The sequence below is a fragment of the Rhodoferax ferrireducens genome, assembly GCF_003347515.1.
In the GTDB taxonomy this organism is placed as follows: Bacteria; Pseudomonadota; Gammaproteobacteria; order Burkholderiales; family Burkholderiaceae_C; genus Rhodoferax.
Genome location: NZ_QEII01000298.1, coordinates 250,806 through 266,573, shown reverse-complemented (window position 1 = coordinate 266,573; position 15,768 = coordinate 250,806). Strand labels below are relative to the sequence as shown.

Below are 15,768 nucleotides of genomic sequence, written 5' to 3'. Positions count from 1 at the left end.
GTTGCCAACGCAAGCCTTATTTACCTGTAACCCGATTTTCATTTAAAGGACTCAAAATGACCGATTCCATCGTTATCGTCGGCGCCGCCCGCACCCCCATGGGCAGCTTCCAGGGCGACTTTTCTTCTCTCTCCGCCAACGATCTGGGCGGCGCGGCCATCAAGGCTGCGGTAGAGCGCGCGGGCATTGCCGCCGACTCCGTCAATGAAGTGCTGTTTGGCAATTGCCTGATGGCCGGTCAGGGTCAGGCGCCGGCACGCCAAGCCGGTTTCAAGGGCGGGCTGCCGATCAGCGCCGGGGCTGTGACGCTGTCCAAAATGTGCGGCTCCGGCATGCGCGCGGCCATGTTTGGCCACGACATGTTGCTGGCCGGCAGCGCCGACGTGGTGGTGGCCGGCGGCATGGAAAGTATGACCAACGCCCCGTATCTGCTGCAAAAAGCGCGCGGCGGCTACCGCATCGGCCACGACCGCATGTTCGACCACATGATGCTCGACGGTCTGGAAGACGCCTACGAGGCCGGCCGCTCCATGGGCACGTTTGGCGAAGACTGCGCCGCCAAGTACGGCTTCACCCGCGAAGCCCAGGACAGCTTCGCCATCACCAGCGTCAAGCGGGCGCAGGCAGCGACCCAATCTGGCGCGTTTGCGGCAGAAATCACCCCGGTAACGGTCAAGGGCCGCGCGGGCGACACCGTGATTGCCACCGACGAAGCGCCCGGCAAGGTCAAGCTGGAAAAAATCGCCTCGCTCAAACCCGCGTTCAAAAAAGACGGCACCATCACCGCCGCCAGCAGCTCCAGCATCAGCGACGGCGCGGCCGCGCTGGTGATGATGCGGGCCTCGACCGCCGCCAAGCTCGGTCTCAAGCCGCTGGCGCGCATCGTCAGCCACGCCGTGCATGCGCAGGAACCCAACTGGTTCGCCACCGCCCCGGTCGGCGCCGTGAACAAGGCCTTGGCCAAGGCTGGCTGGAGCGTGAAAGACGTGGACTTGTGGGAAGTCAACGAAGCTTTTGCCGTGGTGCCGATGGCGCTGATGCATGACTTGGGGCTGAGCCACGACATCGTCAACGTGAACGGCGGCGCCTGCGCGCTGGGGCATCCGATTGGCGCGTCCGGCGCCCGCATCATGGTCACCCTGATGTACGCGCTGCAGGCACGGGGACTCAAAAAAGGCGTCGCCACGCTGTGCATCGGCGGCGGCGAAGGCACGGCCGTGGCGCTTGAGATGCTATAAGTTAAATAGCTGCTTGCGCTTATTGAACGAGGGCTAGAGCCCGATTTGTTATAAATTTTGCACGGATGCCCTCGGGACTGAAACATGCTGTTAACCCAAGACCAGGAAATGATCCGCGACGCGGTGCGCGATTTTGCCCAAGCCGAGCTGTGGCCGCACGCCGCCCAATGGGACAAGGAACACACTTTTCCCAAGGCAGCGCACAAAGGCCTGGCGGCCCTGGGCGCCTACGGCATTTGCGTGCCGGAGGAGTTTGGCGGCGCCAATATGGACTACCTGACGGTGGCCCTGGTGCTGGAAGAAATCGCCGCCGGTGACGGCGGCACCAGCACCGCCATCAGCGTCACCAACTGCCCGGTCAATGCCATCCTGATGCGCTACGGCAACGCCGCGCAAAAGAAACAGTGGCTGACGCCGCTGGCGCAAGGCCAGATGCTGGGCGCGTTTTGTCTGACCGAGCCGCATGTCGGCTCCGACGCGTCATCGCTGCGCACCACGGCGGTGAAGGACGGCGATGGCTACGTCATCAACGGCGTCAAGCAGTTCATCACCAGCGGCAAAAACGGCGATGTCGCCATCGTCATTGCCGTCACCGACAAGGGCGCAGGCAAGAAAGGCATGAGCGCTTTTATTGTCCCCACCAATGCACCGGGTTATGTGGTGGCGCGTCTCGAAGACAAGCTCGGCCAGCATTCCAGCGACACCGCGCAGATCAATTTTGACAACTGCCGCGTGCCAGTCGAGAACTTGATTGGGGCCGAGGGCGAGGGCTACAAGATTGCGCTAGGCGCGCTGGAAGGCGGCCGCATCGGCATCGCCGCGCAAAGCGTGGGCATGGCGCGCAGCGCGTTCGAGGTGGCGCTGGCTTATTCCAAGGAGCGCGAGAGTTTTGGCACCGCCATCTTCAATCACCAGGCCGTGGGTTTCCGTCTGGCCGACTGCGCGACGCAAATCGAGGCCGCGCGCCAGCTCATCTGGCACGCCGCCGCCCTGCGCGACGCCGGCCGGCCCTGCCTGAAAGAAGCCGCCATGGCCAAGCTGTTCGCCAGCGAGATGGCCGAAAAAGTTTGCAGCGTCGCCATCCAGACCCTGGGTGGTTATGGTTATGTGAGTGACTTTCCGGTCGAGCGCATTTACCGCGATGTGCGCGTGTGTCAGATATACGAAGGCACCAGCGACGTGCAGAAGATCATTATTCAGCGCGCGCTGGCTTGACGCTTGGCGGGCGGGGCCTCCATGTGGGCCATTGGCGGTTGGCGCGCGCAATGGCTGGGGTCGCTAGCCGGGCCCATGCAACAATACTTTCGTCAGGCCTGCTGACGGTCAGTCATACAAAACTCCCAACTCCATGGTTTCCGTTCACCGCATTTTTGACGGCCGGCGCTTGCTGGCCTTGCTCAGTCTTCTCATCGTGGCGGGTTTCTTCGCGACCACCCTGGGCAGCTACTTCGTGTCCAAAAACGTCATCCGCGAAGCCATCATCGGGCAGGAGCTGCCGCTGGCTTCCAGCAACATCTACGTGGCGCTGCAAAAAGACCTGGTGCAGCCGGTGCTGATCTCCTCCACCATGGCGCACGACACCTTTTTGCGCGACTGGGTGCTCCAGGGCGAGCGTAATGTGAGCGAGATGAATCGCTACCTGCAGGAGGTCAAGACGCGCTACGGCGCCTTCAGCACCTTCTTCGTCTCCGAGCGCAGTGCCAACTACTACACCGGCAGTGGCGTGCTCAAGAAAGTATCGCCGGACGAGCCGCGCGACGCCTGGTACTACCGCGTGCGCGACCTGAAGGCCGACCACGAGATCAATGTAGACCCTGACATGGCCAACCAGGATGCCATGACGATCTTCATCAACTACCGTGTGTTTGACTTTGCCGGAAAGTACCTGGGGGCCACCGGTATCGGCGTCACAACCGATGCCATGCACCAGCGGATCAAGGACTACCAGCAACGCTACCAGCGCACGATCTATTTTGTGGATCACCAGGGCAAGACGGTGCTGTTCGGTCAAAACGGCCGGGAGCTGCCTCCGGACTTGCACGACCGGGCCGGCCTGCGCGACTTGGTGGACCGCATCCTGCTGGAAAAAAATGGCGGCTACCAGTACCAGGCCAATGGCGTCAACTACCTGCTCAATGTGCATTACATCCCGGAGCTCAACTGGTACCTGTTTGTCGAAAAAGACGAGTCCCAGGCCCTGGCCGAGGTACGCAAGACGCTCTACATCAACCTCGGCGTTTGCCTGCTCATCACCGTGCTGGTGGTGATGCTGATGAATCTGTCGCTCTCGCGTTACCAGCGCCGCATCGAGGAGATGGCCTCCACCGACAAGCTCACCGGCCTGCTCAACCGCCAGGCCTACGACATTCTCATGGACAAGCTGATGGCCGAGCACGCCCGCCAGCCGCGTCCCATCTCGGTGCTGCTGCTGGACCTGGATCATTTCAAGTCCGTCAACGACCAATATGGCCATGCGATGGGCGACCGGGTGCTGCGCAGTGTGGCCAGCCAGTTGCGCCAGGTTTTGCGCAAATCCGACATTGCGGTGCGCTGGGGTGGCGAGGAATTCCTGGTGGTGCTGAACAGCTGCGCACTCGATGAGGCGCGCCAGATTGCCGAAAAAATCCGCCAGCGCATTGCGCAGGAATGCCTGGAGGTGGAGGGCAAACGCCTGGGCTTAAGCGTGAGCATCGGCGTGAGCCAGTTCAGCGGCACGGAGCTGCCCGATCAGACCATCAGCCGCGCCGACGCCGGGCTGTACCAGGCCAAGCAGGGCGGTCGCAACCGTGTCGATGTGGCTGCCGAACCCGCGCCGCTTGTATAAAGCCCTATTCCCTGACGTCGCTAACCCCAGTAACCGAAGTAACCCAAGGAGCAACTCATGCCCATCACCAAAGGCTATCAACAACTGGTGGACGAGGCCATGGCCGAGGTCAAGACCTATTCGGTGGCCGACGTCCAGGCCCGCCTGGACGATGCGCGCATGCAGCTCGTCGACATCCGTGACATCCGCGAACTGGTCGGGGGCACCGTGGTCGGCGCCTACCATGCGCCGCGCGGCATGCTGGAGTTCTGGGTGGACCCGGCCTCGCCCTACCACAAACCCCTGTTTGCCGACGAGTCCAAGGAGTTCGTGCTGTTTTGCGGCGCGGGCTGGCGCAGCGCGCTGGCGGCCAAGGCCTTGCAGGACATGGGCATGAGCAATGTGGCCCATATCGATGGCGGCTACACCGCGTGGGTCCAGCAGGGCGCGCCGACCGAAACGCTGGAAGAACAAAAGGCGCGGCGCCCCCAAAAAAGCTGATCGGACTGGTGTTTTTTGATTAAATCGGCCTCTGGCCCTCATGGAATAAGCGTAGCTAGCTATGAAATTTGAAGCAATCCTGTTTGACTGCGATGGTGTATTGGTCGACAGCGAACCGATCGTCAACACCGTGCTGCGGGAGATGCTGGCCGAGCGCGGCTGGGTCATGACGGCCCGGGAATGCATGCAGTTTTTTGTCGGCAAGGCCGTGCGCGACGAGCGCGTCGCCATCGAGGCGCATACCGGCCAGCCGCTGACCGAAGACTGGATGAACCTTTTTTATGCGCGGCGCAACCGCGAGCTGGACGCGCGGCTGGAGATCATGGCCGGCGCCCACGCGGCCGTGCAGGCGGCACACAGCTACACCCGGCAGCGCATTGCCTGCGCTTCGGGTGCTGACCGCGCCAAGGTGGAAATGCAGTTGCTCAAAGTCGGCTTGATGGATTTCTTTGCCGGCAACATCTTCAGCGGCCAGGAGATGGCGCGCTCCAAGCCCGCGCCTGACGTGTACCTGGCGGCGGCGCGGCACCTGGATGCGCCGGCGCACCAGTGCCTGGTGATCGAGGACACGACCGTGGGCACCACGGCGGGCGTGGCGGCGGGCGCTACCGTCTGGGCCTACTGCCCGCTGCCCGAGCAGGGGCCGACCCTGCTGCAGGCTGGTGCCAGCCGCTTGTTTGGCCACATGGCCGAGTTGCCACAGCTGCTGTTGGAAGCGGCCTGAAACCGCTCGGGCGGGCGAGGTGCCTGATTCGGCGGGCCGGCTGCCTGTTTGACAGGCATCGTGCTGCAGCCCGCGTCAGCTAAGGCTTTGCCGGGGTTGTTCCGGGGCTGGTGCACAAAGTTATCCACATAATTTGTGAATCAAGTTCAGGGGCTGGGCGGGTCTCGCTAGAGCATCAAAGCGGGGGAATATTTCAAGAATATTTGTCGTGCTTTGCTGGGCCCGTTGCCGGTTTATGGCGTTTTTTGATGTAGGGGAATTCATCGTTTTAAGGCTGAATGTGCGACTTATTCCCCTTGCCTATTTGACAGGCACCGTGTTGCAGGCCGCGCCAGATAAGGATTCCGTTGGTTTTCCCTAGACTGATCCACAAAGTTGTCCACAGAAGTTGTGGACTGGAATTTATTTTGCCCTGAGCCGTGTTTTTGTTCTGCCTGCCTGTTTCGCAGGCATCGCGTTGAAAGCCGCGCCAGCCGTGGTTTTGGTGGGCTTGTCCCGGGGCTGGTGCACAAAGTTATCCACAAAATTTGTGGAGTGGCTGCTGAGGGATTTGTGCTAGGGCGAAAATCAGTCAGGCCGCACCTCCGGCGCCGGAATAGTCGACACGCCCTGGTCCAGCGCGGCTTGGTGCTGAGCTTGCAGCGCACGCTGGAAGGCCGGGCGTTGCTGCAGGCGATCCCAATAGCGACGCACCGCATCGGAAAACTGCGGCGCCAGCCCCAGGTGCGTGGCCAGCATCAGGGCGTAACCCACCGACACATCGGCGGCGGTGAAGCGGTCGGCGCAGAGAAAGTCCTGTTCGGACAATGCGACATCCAGGGCGCGCAGGCGGGCCAGGAACCAGCGGCTGTAGTCGGTTGCCACCTGGGGCTGGCGTCGCTCCGGGCTTTCGAAGTGGGCGTAGCGCAGCACCAGGGTCTGCGGGAAGGTCAGCGTGGCCTCGCCCATGTGCAGCCAGTTCAGGTAGGCGCCATAGGCCGGGTCGCTGACCGCCACGTCCAGGTCGCCGGCGCTGTGCCGCGCCGCGAGGTACTGGCAGATGGCGGCCGATTCGGTCATGCGCATGGCGTCATCGACCAGCAGTGGCACCGTGCCCAGCGGGTTGTCGGCCAGAAAATGACGGGCCAGCGCGCGCGGCGGGAACGGCAGCATGCGCAAGGTATAGGGCAGGCCCAACTCTTCGAGCAGCCACAGAGGGCGGAAGGAGCGGGCGCTGACGCAGTGGTGCAAGGTGATCATGGGGTGCCAGTCTTCGGGTTGATGGAGCTTGTCTTGCTAGACGCTGCGTTTCTTGAGCGCCCGCAGATCGATCATGCCGGCCAGCGTGCGCGGATCGGTCTGTTCGGGAAAGATGCGGTGTTTCTGGATTTTTTGCGTGCCGGTGGTCGGGATGCTGTCGGCAAACCAGAGCCAGCCCGGGGCCTTGTAATAGGCCAGCTGCTGGTGGCAGAAATCGAACAGCTGGCGCGCGGCGTCTTCGCGGCTCACACCGGCGGCCGTGGCCGGGTCCAGCACCACGCAGGCCAGCACTTCTTCCTCGCGAATTTCGTCCGGCACGGCCATGACGGCGACCTGTGCGACCCACGGGTGGGTCAGCAGCAGCGCTTCGACCTCGGCGGCGGCGATGTTTTCGCCCGAGCGGCGAATGATGTTCTTGCGCCGGTCCATGAAGTGCAGCATGCCGTCGGGCGAGCGCGTGACGATATCGCCGGTGTGGAACCAGCCGCCGCGCCAGGCGGCTTCGGTGGCGGCCGGGTCGTCCAGGTAGCCGCTGAAAAAATGGCGCCGGGGGGTGGCGGCGGAATGGCGGATCAGCATCTCGCCGGCGCTGCCGTCGGGCAGCTCGGCGTCGGCTTCGTCCACCACGCGCACTTCCAGACCTGGCCTGGCCCGGCCAAAGGCGCGCGTGCCGACCTGACGCGGTTCCTGGCAGTCGCACAAGGTGCGCACGTTCTCGGTCATGCCCCAGAGCTCCAGCAGGGGCAGTCCGAAACGCGCTTCAAACAGCGCGTGCAGTTGCGGCTCGACACCGGCGCCGTAGCCAAAGCGCACGCCGTGGGCCCGCTCCAGCGCATTGACCGGCTGGGCCAGCAGCATGGGCACGACCACGCCCAGGTAGTGCACGATGGTGGCGCGACTCTCGCAGACTTCGGCCCACCAGCGCGAGGGCTGGAAGCGGTCGGTCTGCACCTGGCAGCCGCCGCTGAGCAGCATGCAGTAGAAAGACAGGATGGAGGCGTTGACATGGAACAGCGGCAGCGGGTTGTACAGGCGCTCCTGTCCCTCGCGGATCGCGCCCAGCCCGCCCTGGCTGGCGTACCACTGGCCGGCGGCCAGTTCGTAAGCATGCGATAGCACGCAACCCTTGGGCTGGCCCGTCGTGCCCGAGGTGTAGAGAATGCTGGCGGGGCTGTCGGCCTGGGGCTGGCCGGCGGCGGCCGGGGTCAGGGGCGCGGTCAGCGTCCTTGGCAGGGCGGCCCGCTCGTCCACGATGGCCAGGCCGGGCTGGTGGGGCGATGCCGCCAGGGCCGCGCGCACGGCGTCGACCCGGCCGGGGAGCAGCACGATCAGGTCCACGCGCGAATGCTGGATCAGGTAGCTCAGTTCGCGCGGCCGGTAATCGGGGTTGATGGGCACACAGCACACGCCCAGCGCATTCAGGGCCAGCTTGTGCAGCATGTGCTCGGGCCGGCTCTCCAGAAACAGGCCGACGCGGTGCGAGAGGCCATAACCGGCGGCGCGGTAGCGGTCCATGAGCGTGCGCACGGTTTCGGCCGCCTCGGCGTAGCTGATCTCGCGGCCCTGCGGGTGATAGCTGCGCGCCGGGTTGGCCGGCACGGCCAGCAGGCTGTTGGCGCCATAGGCGGCGCAGGCCCGGAAAAAGGCCTCGCCCAGGGTGGTGGAGTCGTCGACAGTGATCATGGTCCCAGTCTATAAAGATGCGGGGTGTCGGGCGCGCCACAAAAGGGACAAATCATGCCAAGGGTGGGGACTGGCGCCGGAACTCCGCCGGTGACAGCCCGGTCCAGGCATGGAAGGCGCGGATGAAGCTTTTCTCGTTGCGAAAACCCGCGGCCTCGGCCACCTGCTTGATCGGGCGCGAGGTGCGCAGCAGCAGCTCGCGTGCGCGCGCCTGGCGCACCTCGTCCTTCAGGGCCTGCAGCGAGGCGCCTTCGTCCTTGAGCTGCCGGTGCAGCGTGCGCGGCGAGACATGCAGCAGGGTGGCCAGGCTGTCGGCGTTGTGGATCAGCGCCGGATGCAGACTCAGCGCCTGGCGCACGCGCTGCGCCAGCAGGCGGTCGCGCCGGTACTGCAAGACGGTCAAGGGCAGCGCGCGCTGCAGCATTTGCTGCAGGGCTTGTTCGTCGCGCCGCAGCGGCAAGGCCAGGTAGCGCGCATCAAAACGGATGCCGGCCGGCGCGGCATCGAAGGTGGTGGGGCCGGAGAACAGCACGCCATAGACCTCGGCGTGCGGCGGCGTGGGGAAGGGAAACTGCGCCGCCTGCAGCGGCAGACGCGAGTCGATCATCCAGCAGGCCAGGCCGTGGATGTTGCGCAGCACCGAGACCAGGCAAAACTCGCGCAGTGCGCCAAGGTCCCGGTTTTCGGTGATGGACAGGGTGGCGCTGTCGCCTGCCAGCGTCAGTTTCAGCGTGATGTCGTCGGTCATTAGCCCGTGGTGGCGACACCAGCGCTTGAGCGCCACGCCCAGGCTGGGCGCGCTGATCGAGGCGCGCGCCAGCATGCCGTAGCTGCCCCAGGGCAGGCGGCGGCTGAACCAGCCCAGGCCCTCGTCGTCCAGCTCCTGCATGGCGGCGCCGGAGATGCGCTCCATTTGCGCCGCCGTGATGCGTGCGGCCGGATCCTGCAGCGCCGCTGGCGCAATTTGTGCCAGGGCCAGGGCCTGCGCCGGGCTCCTGCCCTGGCGGGCATAAGCCTCCACAATGGCGTGCACAAAAGCCATAGGCGTCACGGCCGGGCCGGTGGTGGTAATTGCGGTTGAAAAAGGGGCGGGAGAGGCAGTGCGCGGCATGATCTGTAGTATGGCGCCAGGTGGCACGATTTGCAACCTAAGTGGCTGCCATCGATGGGCGCACAGGCCTATGCTGCAAGCTGCGACAGTTTCTGGGGCCTATGCCCGTGCCCCTTGAGGAGAATCAACATGACAACAACACCTGAGGCAGCGCCCGCCTTGACTTCCTGTTTGTCCAGCGGTGCGACCGACGTGCCCCTGATCGAGCAAACCCTGGGCGCGTTTTTTGATGCCATGGCCGCGCGCCTGCCCGAGCATGAAGCGCTGGTCAGCGTGCACCAGCGCCAGCGTTACACCTACCGCGAACTGCAAACGGCCAGCAATCAGCTGGCCAGTGCCTTGCTCGGCCTCGGCCTGCAGCCGGGCGACCGGGTCGGCATCTGGTCACACAACAACGCGCAGTGGTTGCTGATGCAGCTGGCCACCGCCAAGGTCGGGCTGATTCTGGTCAACATCAACCCCGCCTACCGGGTCGCCGAGCTGGACTACGCGCTCAACAAGGTGGCCTGCAAGGCGCTGGTGACCATGGCCCGCTTCAAGACCAGCGACTACGTCGGCATGTTGCGCGAACTGGCGCCGGAACTGGCCACCGCCCAGCCGGGCGCCTTGCAGTCGGCCCGCTTGCCGCATCTGCGCACCGTGGTGTGGATCGACGAGCCGGGGCAGGGCGACGAGTTGCCGGGCCTGCTGCGCTTCTCGACGCTGTTGGCGACGGGTGACGCAGCCGACCCGCGCATTGGCGCCGTGGCCAAATTGCTGCACCCGACTGACCCGATCAACATCCAGTTCACCAGCGGCACCACCGGCTTCCCCAAGGGCGCCACGCTGACGCACCGCAATATCCTGAACAACGGCTTCTTCATTGGCGAAGCCATGAAGCTCACTTCGGCGGACCGCCTGTGCATTCCGGTGCCGCTGTATCACTGCTTTGGCATGGTGCTGGGTAATCTGGCTTGCCTCACGCACGGCGCCACCATTGTTTACCCGAACGACGGTTTCGACGCGTTGAGCGTGCTGCAAACCGTGCAGGACGAGCAATGCACGGGCCTGCACGGCGTGCCGACCATGTTCATCGCCGAGCTGGACCATCCGCGTTTTGCCGAGTTCGACCTGTCGAGCCTGCGCACCGGCATCATGGCCGGCTCGCCCTGTCCGATCGAGGTCATGAAGCGCGTGGTGCGCGACATGCACATGTCCGAAGTCACCATCGCCTACGGCATGACCGAAACCAGCCCGGTGAGCTGCCAGAGCAGCACCACGACGCCGCTGGAAAAACGGGTGGCGACGGTCGGCCTGGTGCAGCCGCATTTGCAGGTCAAGGTGATCGATCCGGTCACTGGACAAACAGTGGCGCCGGGCGTGTCGGGCGAGCTGTGCACGCGCGGTTATTCGGTCATGCACGGCTACTGGGAAGACCCGAGCCGCACCGCCGAGGCGATCGACGCCGAGGGCTGGATGCACACCGGCGACCTGGCGACCATGGACGAAGAAGGTTATGTGAACATCGTCGGGCGCATCAAGGACATGGTGATACGCGGCGGCGAAAACATTTACCCGCGCGAGATCGAGGAATTCCTCTACCGGCATCCCCAGATTCAGGACGTGCAGGTGGTCGGCATCCCCGACCAAAAATACGGCGAGGAGCTGTGCGCCTGGATCATTCTGAAGCCGGGCCAGAGCCTGAGCGAGATTGAGGTCAAGGCCTTCTGCAAGGGGCAGATTGCCCACTACAAGGTGCCGCGCTACATCCGCTTTGTAGCTGAGTTCCCGATGACCGTGACCGGCAAGATCCAGAAGTTCAAAATTCGTGACGACATGAAGCAGCAGCTTGGCCTGCAAGAAGACAAAACCGCCTGAAAGAAGTTTTATGCCCATCCTGGACACCCAACTCAACGCCCGTTCTGCCGATTTTCTGGCCAACGCCCGCGCCATGCGCACCCTGGTCGATGACCTCAACGCCCAGATCGCCAAGGCCGCGCTGGGCGGCGGCGAAGCGGCGCGCGCCAAGCACACCGGGCGCGGCAAGCTGCTGCCGCGCGACCGCGTGCAACTGCTGCTCGACCCCGGCACGCCGTTTCTGGAGTTGTCACCGCTGGCGGCGATGGGCATGTACCCGGACCGCGATGGCACGGACAGCGCGCCCAGCGCCGGCGTCATCGCCGGCATCGGCCGCGTCAGCGGCGTGGACTGCATGATTGTGTGCAACGACGCCACCGTCAAGGGCGGCACTTATTACCCGATGACGGTCAAAAAGCATTTGCGCGCGCAGGAAATCGCGCAGCAAAACCGCCTGCCCTGCATCTACCTGGTGGACTCGGGCGGCGCCAATCTGCCGAACCAGGACGAGGTGTTTCCGGACCGCGACCACTTCGGCCGCATCTTTTTCAACCAGGCGACTATGAGCGCGCAGGGCATCGCGCAAATCGCCGTCGTCATGGGCAGTTGCACGGCCGGCGGCGCCTACGTGCCGGCCATGAGCGACGAGGCCATCATCGTCAAGAACCAGGGCACGATTTTCCTGGGCGGCCCGCCGCTGGTGAAGGCCGCCACCGGTGAGGTGGTGACGGCCGAAGACCTGGGCGGCGGCGACGTGCACACGCGGCTCTCGGGTGTGGCCGATCACCTGGCGCAAAACGACTTGCACGCGCTGGCGCTGGCGCGCCAAGCGGTCTCGCATTTGAATCAAAAGAAGGCGCTAGCCCCTGCGCTGCTTGCGTCGGTAGCTCCTAATTTTGCAGCGGATGAGCTGTACGGCGTGATTCCGACCGACACGCGCAAACCCTTTGACGTGCGCGAGATCATCGCCCGCATCGTTGACGGCTCGGAGTTGCACGAGTTCAAGCCGCGTTTTGGCACGACGCTGGTCACCGGCTTTGCCCACATCGAGGGCATGCCGGTCGGCATCATCGCCAACAACGGCATTTTGTTCAGCGAGTCGGCCTTGAAGGGCGCGCACTTCATCGAGCTGTGCTGCCAGCGCAAGATTCCGCTGATTTTTCTGCAGAACATCACCGGCTTCATGGTCGGGCGCAAGTACGAAAACGAAGGCATCGCGCGCAACGGCGCCAAGATGGTGACGGCCGTGGCAACGGCGGCGGTGCCCAAATTCACCATCATCATCGGCGGCAGTTTTGGCGCCGGCAACTACGGCATGTGCGGCCGCGCTTACAGCCCGCGCTTTTTGTGGATGTGGCCGAACGCGCGCATCTCGGTCATGGGCGGCGAGCAGGCGGCCAGCGTGCTGGCCACGGTCAAGCGCGACGGCATCGAGCTCAAGGGCGGGCAATGGAGCGCCGAGGAAGAAGAGTCCTTCAAGGCGCCAATCCGCCGCCAGTACGAAGAGCAGGGCCACCCGTATTTCGCCACCGCCCGCCTGTGGGACGACGGTGTCATCGACCCGGCCGACACGCGCCGCGTGCTGGCGCTGGGTTTGAGTGCATCGCTGAATGCGCCGATCCCGGATACCCAGTTCGGCGTGTTCCGGATGTAAGCCATGGCCGCTTTACAAACCACCCAACAAGGGTCCGTGCTGACCCTGACGCTCAGCCGCCCCGATGTGCGCAATGCCTTCAACGACGAGGTCATTCTGGAGCTGACCCAGGCCTTTCAGGACGCCGCCAGCCGTGCCGACGTGCGCGCCGTGGTGCTGGCCGCTGTTGGCCCGGCCTTCTGCGCCGGCGCTGACCTGAACTGGATGCGCCGCATGGCCGACTACACGCGCGCCGAGAACCTGGCCGACGCCGGCGCGCTGGCCGAGATGCTGCGCGTGATGTACGAATGCCCGAAACCGACCGTGGCCCGCGTGCAGGGCGACGTGTTTGCCGGCGGCATGGGGCTGGTGGCCGCCTGCGACATGGCGGTGAGCGTGGACAGCGCCACCTTCTGCCTGAGCGAGGTCAAGCTCGGCCTGATTCCGGCCACCATCAGCCCGTATGTGATTCGCGCCATGGGCGCGCGTGCCGCGCACCGCTACTTTCTCACGGCCGAGCGCTTCAGCGCGGCCGAGGCGCACCGCATCGGCTTTGTCCATGAGGTGGTGCCGGCCGAGCAGCTGGACGCCAAGGTGGATGAACTGGTCCAGGCGCTGATCAGCGCCAGCCCGAACGCCGTGCGCAGCTGCAAAACCTTGCTGCAAGACGTGGCCGGGCGCGACATCGACGCCCCGCTGATCGCCCGCACCGTGGAAGGCATTGCCGACATCCGCACCAGCAGCGAAGGCCGCGAAGGCGTGCAGTCCTTTCTGCAAAAACGTAAACCCAACTGGCTGGCCTAAGGCCTCAGGAGACACTCGCATGTTTAATAAAATCCTCATCGCCAATCGGGGCGACCAGCCGCAAAGCGGCGCAGCAGCGCAGCTACATTGCCTGGTGCACGAAGTGCACACAGGCGATTTTTCCTCGATGGAGTGTTCACATGTTTAACAAAATCCTGATTGCGAATCGAGGAGAAATCGCCTGCCGCGTGGCGGCTACCGCCCGCCGCCTGGCCATCAAGACCGTGGCGGTTTATTCCGACGCCGACGCCAATGCCAAGCACGTCAGCGTCTGCGATGAGTCGGTTTACATCGGCGGCAGCGCGCCCAAGGACAGCTACTTGCGCTGGGAAAAAATCATCGAAGCCGCCAAAGCCACCGGCGCCCAGGCGGTGCATCCGGGTTATGGCTTTTTGAGCGAAAACGTCGAGTTTGCCCAAGCCTGCGCCGACGCCGGTCTGGTGTTCATCGGCCCGCTGCCCTCCAGCATCAAGGCCATGGGGCTCAAGGCCGAGTCCAAGCGCTTGATGAATTTGGCCGGCGTGCCGCTGGTGCCGGGTTACCACGGCGAGGACCAGGACCCGGCGCTGCTGCAGCGCGAGGCCGACAGCATTGGCTACCCGGTGCTGATCAAGGCCAGTGCCGGCGGCGGCGGCAAGGGCATGCGCGCGGTCGACAGTTCGGAGGACTTTGCGGCGGCGCTGGCGTCGTGCAAGCGCGAAGCCATCAACAGCTTTGGCGACGATGCCGTGTTGATCGAAAAATACGTGCAGCGCCCGCGCCACATCGAGATTCAGGTGTTTGGCGACACCTTGGGCAATTACGTCTACCTGTTCGAGCGCGACTGCTCGGTGCAGCGGCGCCACCAGAAAGTGCTGGAAGAAGCGCCAGCGCCGGGCATGACGCCCGAATTTCGCAAAGAGATGGGCGAAGCGGCCGTGGCAGCGGCCCGGGCCGTGGACTATGTCGGGGCCGGCACCGTGGAGTTCATCGTCGAGCAAAAAACCGATGGTTCCATGATCTTCTTTTTCATGGAGATGAACACCCGGCTGCAGGTGGAGCATCCCGTGACCGAAGCCATCACCGGGCAGGACCTGGTGGAGTGGCAACTGCGCGTGGCGTCGGGCGAGCCCTTGCCGCTGGCGCAAGACCAGCTCAAGATCACCGGTCATGCCATCGAGGCCCGCATCTGCGCGGAAAACCCGGACAACAACTTCCTGCCCGCCACCGGCACGCTGCACGTCTATGGCCTGCCGGAGTGCGTAACTTTCGCGCGCAACAGCGGCGGCGTTCGCGTGGACTCCGGCGTGCGCGAGGGCGATCCGATCTCGCCGTTTTACGACTCCATGGTCGCCAAGCTGATCGTGCACGGCGAGACGCGCGAGCAGGCGCTGTCCCGGCTCGACACGGCGCTGGCGCAGACCCACATCGTCGGCCTCAACACCAATGTGCAGTTTCTGCGCAACGTGGTGCAAAGCCGCTCGTTTGCCCAGGCCGATCTGGACACCGGCCTGATTCCGCGTGAAGAGGCGGTGCTGTTCAAGCAGGAGAAGGTCGGCTTGAGCTTGGCCGTGGCCAGTGCCATTGCGCACACCTTGCTGGCGGAGAAAGCGGCGGAAGCCCAGATCGCCAGCCGCGCGGTCTGGTTGGACCCGTGGGCGCGGCAAGACGGCTGGCGCTCGCACGGACCCAGCACGCGCCGCTTTGACTACGCGTTTCAGGACGTGGTGCAGATCGTGCACATGACCACCTTGCACGACGGCTCGCTGCAACTGGACGTGGCGGGCGAGGTCGGAACCTTCACGTTTGCGCCGGTCACGCAGGGCATCGACGTGCGCCTGGGCGACCGCCGCCAGATTGTGAATGTTTATACAAACGGGGCTGTGGCCCATGTATTCACTTCGCAAGGCGCTACACAAATAGTAGCAATCGATGCCCTGGCCCACGCTGGCGATGTGCAGTCCGAAGGCGGGCGCCTGACGGCGCCGATGCCGGGCAAGGTGGTGTCCTTCGCCGTGAAAGCCGGCGACAAGGTCAGCAAGGGTCAGGCGCTGGCGGTGATGGACGCCATGAAAATGGAGCACACCATCGCCGCCCCGATGGACGGCGTGGTGGCCGAGCTGCTCTACGCGCCAGGCGACCAGGTGACCGAAGGCGCGGAATTGCTCAAGCTGGTGGCTTGAGGGTGTCATTGCGAGCGCAGCGCGGCAATCCATG

The 15,768-nt window shown here is 64.3% G+C and carries 13 protein-coding genes; 10 read left to right on the top strand and 3 right to left on the bottom strand.

Features of this window, described 5'->3' with window-relative positions; all coding sequences use genetic code 11:
- The first annotated feature begins 56 nt into the window (after nt 1-56).
- From C5P05_RS21610 to C5P05_RS21590, 5 genes are all read left to right on the top strand, one after another.
- Entirely contained in the window at nt 57-1,238 is a 1,182-nt protein-coding gene (locus C5P05_RS21610) for an acetyl-CoA C-acyltransferase (RefSeq protein ID WP_114971903.1), read from the top strand.
- A gap of 84 nt (nt 1,239-1,322) precedes the next feature.
- Nucleotides 1,323-2,453, top strand: a complete 1,131-nt coding sequence (locus C5P05_RS21605; RefSeq protein WP_114971902.1) for an acyl-CoA dehydrogenase family protein — start codon at nt 1,323-1,325, stop codon at nt 2,451-2,453.
- 133 nt (nt 2,454-2,586) lie between these two features.
- Entirely contained in the window at nt 2,587-4,062 is a 1,476-nt protein-coding gene (locus C5P05_RS21600; protein ID WP_114971901.1) for a sensor domain-containing diguanylate cyclase, read from the top strand.
- Between the two features lie 57 nt (nt 4,063-4,119).
- Nucleotides 4,120-4,542: a rhodanese-like domain-containing protein gene (locus tag C5P05_RS21595; protein ID WP_114971900.1), complete on the top strand. Its 423-nt coding sequence runs from the start codon at nt 4,120-4,122 to the stop codon at nt 4,540-4,542.
- Nucleotides 4,543-4,603: 61 nt separating this feature from the next.
- The gene (locus C5P05_RS21590) at nt 4,604-5,266 is read left to right on the top strand and encodes an HAD family hydrolase (protein ID WP_114971899.1); all 663 of its coding nucleotides are present in this window, start codon (nt 4,604-4,606) and stop codon (nt 5,264-5,266) included.
- Between the two features lie 567 nt (nt 5,267-5,833).
- Here the strand turns inward: C5P05_RS21590 and C5P05_RS21585 are convergent.
- From C5P05_RS21585 to C5P05_RS21575, 3 genes are read right to left on the bottom strand one after another with little or no spacing between them, the layout of a single operon-like run.
- A complete protein-coding gene (locus C5P05_RS21585; protein WP_114971898.1) occupies nt 5,834-6,505 on the bottom strand; it encodes a glutathione S-transferase family protein in 672 nt (223 codons plus the stop codon).
- Nucleotides 6,506-6,541: 36 nt separating this feature from the next.
- Nucleotides 6,542-8,188 (bottom strand): AMP-binding protein, encoded by a 1,647-nt coding sequence (locus C5P05_RS21580; RefSeq protein ID WP_114971897.1) that lies wholly within the window; start codon nt 8,186-8,188, stop codon nt 6,542-6,544.
- 52 nt (nt 8,189-8,240) lie between these two features.
- A complete protein-coding gene (locus C5P05_RS21575; RefSeq protein WP_114971896.1) occupies nt 8,241-9,299 on the bottom strand; it encodes an AraC family transcriptional regulator in 1,059 nt (352 codons plus the stop codon).
- A 129-nt stretch (nt 9,300-9,428) separates the two neighbouring features.
- On the opposite strand from C5P05_RS21575, the gene C5P05_RS21570 reads away from it, so the two are divergent.
- From C5P05_RS21570 to C5P05_RS21555, 5 genes are read left to right on the top strand one after another with little or no spacing between them, the layout of a single operon-like run.
- Complete coding sequence (locus tag C5P05_RS21570; RefSeq protein ID WP_114971895.1) at nt 9,429-11,156, top strand: AMP-binding protein; 1,728 nt, start codon at nt 9,429-9,431, stop codon at nt 11,154-11,156.
- Between the two features lie 10 nt (nt 11,157-11,166).
- Nucleotides 11,167-12,789 carry a carboxyl transferase domain-containing protein gene (locus C5P05_RS21565; RefSeq protein WP_114971894.1) on the top strand — a complete coding sequence of 541 codons (1,623 nt, stop codon included), beginning with the start codon at nt 11,167-11,169 and terminating at the stop codon, nt 12,787-12,789.
- Between the two features lie 3 nt (nt 12,790-12,792).
- Complete coding sequence (locus tag C5P05_RS21560; protein WP_114971893.1) at nt 12,793-13,572, top strand: enoyl-CoA hydratase/isomerase family protein; 780 nt, start codon at nt 12,793-12,795, stop codon at nt 13,570-13,572.
- Nucleotides 13,573-13,591: 19 nt separating this feature from the next.
- On the top strand, nt 13,592-13,720 hold the full coding sequence (locus tag C5P05_RS35030; protein WP_269813958.1) for a hypothetical protein: 129 nt from the start codon (nt 13,592-13,594) through the stop codon (nt 13,718-13,720).
- Nucleotides 13,713-15,734 carry a biotin carboxylase N-terminal domain-containing protein gene (locus C5P05_RS21555; RefSeq protein ID WP_114971892.1) on the top strand — a complete coding sequence of 674 codons (2,022 nt, stop codon included), beginning with the start codon at nt 13,713-13,715 and terminating at the stop codon, nt 15,732-15,734. Before C5P05_RS35030 ends, C5P05_RS21555 begins: the two co-directional genes overlap by 8 nt.
- Nucleotides 15,735-15,768: the final 34 nt, after the last annotated feature.

Bases quoted from the DNA above. Each gene is read 5' to 3' on its own strand.
- C5P05_RS21565 (WP_114971894.1), top strand. From the start codon at position 11,167: ATGCCCATCCTGGACACCCAACTCAACGCCCGTTCTGCCGATTTTCTG.
- C5P05_RS35030 (WP_269813958.1), top strand. From the start codon at position 13,592: ATGTTTAATAAAATCCTCATCGCCAATCGGGGCGACCAGCCGCAAAGC.
- C5P05_RS21570 (WP_114971895.1), top strand. From the start codon at position 9,429: ATGACAACAACACCTGAGGCAGCGCCCGCCTTGACTTCCTGTTTGTCC.
- C5P05_RS21585 (WP_114971898.1), bottom strand. From the start codon at position 6,505: ATGATCACCTTGCACCACTGCGTCAGCGCCCGCTCCTTCCGCCCTCTG.
- C5P05_RS21560 (WP_114971893.1), top strand. From the start codon at position 12,793: ATGGCCGCTTTACAAACCACCCAACAAGGGTCCGTGCTGACCCTGACG.
- C5P05_RS21580 (WP_114971897.1), bottom strand. From the start codon at position 8,188: ATGATCACTGTCGACGACTCCACCACCCTGGGCGAGGCCTTTTTCCGG.
- C5P05_RS21575 (WP_114971896.1), bottom strand. From the start codon at position 9,299: ATGCCGCGCACTGCCTCTCCCGCCCCTTTTTCAACCGCAATTACCACC.
- C5P05_RS21595 (WP_114971900.1), top strand. From the start codon at position 4,120: ATGCCCATCACCAAAGGCTATCAACAACTGGTGGACGAGGCCATGGCC.
- C5P05_RS21555 (WP_114971892.1), top strand. From the start codon at position 13,713: ATGTTTAACAAAATCCTGATTGCGAATCGAGGAGAAATCGCCTGCCGC.
- C5P05_RS21605 (WP_114971902.1), top strand. From the start codon at position 1,323: ATGCTGTTAACCCAAGACCAGGAAATGATCCGCGACGCGGTGCGCGAT.
- C5P05_RS21600 (WP_114971901.1), top strand. From the start codon at position 2,587: ATGGTTTCCGTTCACCGCATTTTTGACGGCCGGCGCTTGCTGGCCTTG.
- C5P05_RS21610 (WP_114971903.1), top strand. From the start codon at position 57: ATGACCGATTCCATCGTTATCGTCGGCGCCGCCCGCACCCCCATGGGC.
- C5P05_RS21590 (WP_114971899.1), top strand. From the start codon at position 4,604: ATGAAATTTGAAGCAATCCTGTTTGACTGCGATGGTGTATTGGTCGAC.